Source organism: Clostridium sp. CAG:43, assembly GCF_000434655.1.
Classification (GTDB): domain Bacteria; phylum Bacillota; class Clostridia; order Lachnospirales; family Lachnospiraceae; genus Otoolea; species Otoolea fessa.
Genome location: NZ_FR895072.1, coordinates 12,288 through 17,459 on the forward strand (window position 1 = coordinate 12,288; position 5,172 = coordinate 17,459).

1 pseudogene is annotated in these 5,172 nt (G+C 49.4%); it reads right to left on the reverse strand.

Going from position 1 to position 5,172, the window contains the following annotated elements:
- Positions 1–5,172 (reverse strand): annotated as a pseudogene (locus QVO97_RS05845) (SpaA isopeptide-forming pilin-related protein); the annotation flags it as partial.

Sequence of the window (5,172 nt, forward strand, 5' to 3'; positions counted from 1 at the left end):
CCTTTAAAATACCTTGTATGCATTTCTCCTTTTCTTCAGAAATCCATTCCAATATTACCTTTCCAGTCTCATCAGAAATCCTCAGGTGGGCACCTTTTACAAATTCGCCATCTCCTTTCTGCTCCCTCCATTTCCGCTTCTCCACCTGCACTTCCGTCGGTCTGTCGTACATCTTCACCTGATCGACTCGACCGTCCAGTGATACCGTAAATGTCACTTTTTCTGCTTTCCAGTACCCATCCGGCGCTGTTTTTTCTACCAGCACATAGTTTTTTCCAGCGTTTAACTTTCCTTTTATCACATGGGCGCCCCGATCAGATACCCACGAATCAACCAAGGTTCCGCCTTCCTTCTCCTCCCAGAGTTCCATCCGCGCCCCCGGCAGTTCCTTTTCTCCCGTCACACTGTATTTTGTGATTTCCACGTGCGTCGGCTTATCCTGCATGGAAATCCGCTCAACCGTTCCATCCTCGGAAACAGTAAACGGAATCTCTTCCGCATACGCAAATCCATCCGGCGCTCCCGTCTCGCGCATTATATAACTCTTTCCCGGTGTCAACGTTCCAATTATCTCATGAGGATGATCCGCAGAAATCCATGATTCGATTACATTTCCAGACTGATCCAGAATCTCTATCTGAGCACCCGGAAGCTCCGTTCCGCCCAGATCTGTCTTTGAAAAGACCAGCTTTGTCGGGGAATCTATCATTCCAATTCCGTCTATCTGTGCATCATTCCCCAGAGAAAAAATCATCTGATTCGACTCCACCTCTTCCGTTTTTCCACCGTCCAGTTCCAGCAGTTCAACCAGGCGATATCTATTCCCACGTTTGAGCACTTCACGCACCGACCGATCATTCTGATGAAATTCCCAGAGCACTGTATTTCCCTGCCGGGAGGTCCGTCCCGTGCTTCCTGTACTCTTCCACTCGATCGGCAGTCCATCCGGAGTCTGTGCCGGAACTTGTGCCCGAACCTCATAGTTTGTTCCCCACGGCATTCCTGTCAAAACAACCGATTCGCCACAAGAAAGCGTCAGGCTTCCTCCACTTCGCAGCGTTCCCGATTTAGAACCTGTGTACGAAATCAAGCCTGGAAGCTCTTTTCCCTCCGCATTCTTTAAGTATAACGTATATGTTATATCTATCTGCCTTAACAACGCCGCGGCAGTTCCCGTCACCCGCCCGGCGATAGCAATTGCGCCCGGCGATAGAATTGGATGGAAGGATTCATAGCTTTTGCCCGTTTTTCCCCATATCGTTGCCGTTACCGTCATACCAGAATGATTTTCCTGTCCGTTTTCATTTATATGCTCTCCAACCAGAACAGCCACCCGCAAAATGCCTCCTGATCCGGCTGCCACATTCTCTATATTCCAATACCAGGATTCACCTATTTGTTCCGCTCCGCCCATCGAAGCCGCTGTCATTAGTTCACACCCAGCTGGAATTTCCAGTCCAATCTTCATATTTTCTTTTTTATCTGACTGGTTCCGATATGTAATTTCATATACAATTACACTTCCCGGCAGCACCGCTGCTCCGTCTTTTCCAATCGGGGAAACGGCGCGGATGCCACAAGGGTCGCTGTATTCCGGATTTCGTATTTCATGGATATATCCCAGGCCATCTCTGTTTTCCGGGATCCAGCTTTCCACTTCCCTGCCATCTGTCTCTTTCTGATGATATTCTTCCAGACGATACCTCGTTCCTTTTAATGTTCGAAGCATCAGCGGATAATGTCCGTTCTCATCCCAATTCAGACGGAATGTATTTTTTTCTATCGTCCGGCGGCTGCCGTCACTGAACTCAATGATCTCCCGCAGTTCGAAACGATGTCCTTCCGCCACCCCCTCTTTTTCACATTTTTCTCGTTCCAGATAAGGCGCAGAAGCTTCCATCAGTGAAGAAAGTACAAATTCTTCCCCACTGTCCAAATCCCACAGAGTTCTCACCAGACGAAGCGCTTTTCTTCCCTGCACCTGCAGAGACGTTATGCTGTCAAATAAACCGTCTGCTGTCTCTGTCTCCAGCGCATTTGCACCATCTCTGGCTGCGTTAATCCCCCTGCCTGTATCTGACACCGTGAAAATCATCGGTTTCTGCACAGTGTATCCATCCGGCGCTTCCAGTTCTTTCAGAAGATACGTGTGCCCGGCAATCAGCTTTCCTTCTATCACGTGTGTTTTCCCATCGCAGATCCAGGTTTCCAATGCCTCACCCGCTTCAGTGTACACACCATCCAAAAATCCCGCTTCATACACTGCCAGCTTTGCTCCTGACACAAAGAGACCCGTATCGAAATCCAGCTTGGAAATTTTGATTTTCGTTTTTTCATTCGGCACCGTCAGATCATACGTTAGCACCTCGCATTCTTTCTGATCTTCTATCAGCACCTCGTACACGCGCGGAATAAGTTGATATCCATCCGGCGGCATCGTCTCACGGACTTCGTAATGGTACGGAATCCAGCTTCCATTCTCCCCTATCGTTCCGATTGGCAGAAACGGGCTTTCCGCCTGACCGCTCTCGTCTGTCTCCATCTGAACCTTTTCTCCCGTCTCTCTGTTTTTCACTTCAAACACCGCACCTGCCAGTTTTTCCTCTGGCTTTCTCTCATCCACCTTTTCAACCCGAATCCGTCCCTGTTTCAACGTATTAACCGCTTCGATTGTCTCCCCCGAAGCAGCCGCCACCGTAAATTTCTTAGGTTCCATGAGGCGATAACCTGCCGGTGCCGAAAGTTCCACCAGATAATACACTCCATAGGCAATCGGAGAAATCCGATGCGGCTTCCAGTCCCCTGCCTTCCAGCCTGCCGGAATCTCCTGTTTTTCTGCTTCTTCCTCTGTAAATTTTCCATCCGATCCAGAAATCCAGCGTTCCACTAAATATTCTTTTTCCTGCACCAGGCTTCCATCCTGTGCCGCCCGGAAAACAGCAAGTTCTGCGCCTGCCAGATACATTGCCTCTTCGGATGCCTCTCCTGAGCTTCCCAGCTTGGAAATATAGACAGACTTTGCCCTGTTTTCCAGCCCGTAAAGCTGAATTTCAGCAGTTTCTTCGACAATCACCGGCTTCGGTGCTGCTTTCTGATAGCCGCTTGGTGTTTTCGTCTCCACCAGAACGTAATAGCCTTTCTTTCTGTTCGAAGCCAAATCATTTTTCGTCGGATTCAGCGGTAAATAATCAATCCGGTGAATCCCATCGGAGGTATCATAACTGACCAGAGTCCCCTCCGTCTGGTAATTCCAGCGGAAATCATAGCTGTAGCCTGCTTTTCCATCCGGCTGCAGATTTTTCGTTACCTGAACAAGCACCTGCGAACCATTTCCCAGATTCCAGAGCTGACGCACTGATTCGCCCTGTTCTGTCGCCGTTTCTTCCTGTTTTTCAGCGGTATATCCACACCATGCAACCGTGTTAAACCTTGTGTGATATTCTGCATACAGCTTCTGATAGCGGGCTGCAAAGCTGTCGCTTCCTTGGCTGTAGGCTTTCGCATCTTCGGTCTTCCAGCTCGTCACCCGTTTTTCCCGGTCATAGCGCGGTGTTCCATCCGCTTCCATGACAATTCCATTTTCATCTGTCACTGCCTCGTACAGGGTCAGCTCCGCCGCATATGCATTCGGCAGACATTCTTTTTTTCCATCCTTCTCCTCATATTTGAAAAAGGCGGTTTTTATATGATCCTCCTGCATCGTGATGAGCTGCAGCTTAGAAGTTTCCTGGATTTCCACCTCTATTTGATTTGTCAGATATCCCGGAGGCGTCTCTATCTCCCCGAGAATATAATCGCCTGCCGGAATCCCCTCCCATGCCATTGGCGTCTTTCCGACGGTCCATTTCGCAGTCACTGTCTTTTTCTGGTTTCTCTCATCTAGTACTGTCCAGTTCGCCGGAAGTTCCCCTTTCTTTTCCAGATAATACCCGGACGGATGTGCTTCCAAATCATCACTCGCAACTCTTTTTGCCGGATAGAGCGCTAACACGGCTCCTTCCACACTTGAAAACGTATACCCCCCTTTTCCTTCCTCCCAGGTCTTAGAATCTGATTCGTTCAAAATGCGATCATAGTCCCGGACTGTCTGCTGATATTGTTCTGGCGCGTCGATCTTTTCGATCTGCACCGTGATCGGACGGTTAATAAGGCGCAGCTCCTGTACCTCACAGGTTTCCTCTACCGTAAGCCCTGCCGGCATCCGTTTCGCATAGCCGGATGGGGCACGCGTCTCCTCTAAAATATACGTTCCCACCGGGACGCGTTTTAAAACGTCCACCTGCCCATCTCTGATCCGTGTATGGAACGGATCGTTTGGCATTTCATCCCCGGTTATCCAGCTGTTTTCCATCAGATACGCCTCACCCTGACGATGGTACAGTGGTCGGTCATCTTCCCGTTTTTCCGGATCATTTCCAATATCATAGAGCGCTGCTTTCAACTGCAGATCCCATGCATTGGCATTGTAAGCTCTGAGAAGATCGCTGTATCGGTAACGCACATAATCGCCATCCCGATCATAAACGGGATATCCTTTGATATAGGTCTGATCGGAACGCTGGTAATAAACCGGCAGCCCATTTTCATTCAAAACCGGATTGACATGGGGCTGCAGCAGACCTCCGTCATATGTCCCGATCGTGTATTCCTGTTCCGTATCAGCATACATCGTTGCCACGCGGCCAGTCTTTATCTTATCCCTGGCAATCACATTTTCATAGCGATCCTTCGATATCCGGACCACCCACACCAATGTTTTGCCGGTTTTCTCCTCCGTCACATATGCCATTCCCGTGTACGGTTCTACCTCGCTGTCCCGGCTTCCGTCTGATGCCAGATGATAGAATTTTGTCCCGGACGGAACGTATTCAAACCGCCTTTCTTTCCGGCTGTACGCCAGTTCTTCATAGCTGGGGCTTACAATTTCCAGAAATGGAACGCCGTCTTTCATCGCATAGATCGGTTCGCCGTCTTTTGGACGCACCAGTTCGCCCTTTTCGTTATAGGCATACCGCACGCCCCGGAGTGTCGTAAATACCTCCAGAGCCCCGAGATCGTAATATAAAATGTCTGTATCTTCGCGTTCAACCCGCTTGAGAATCCATCTGCCTTTCCCCTGGTCGTTGAACCGGTCATCCTGCGTATATCGTGTATAATTGTTATTTTCCCCCT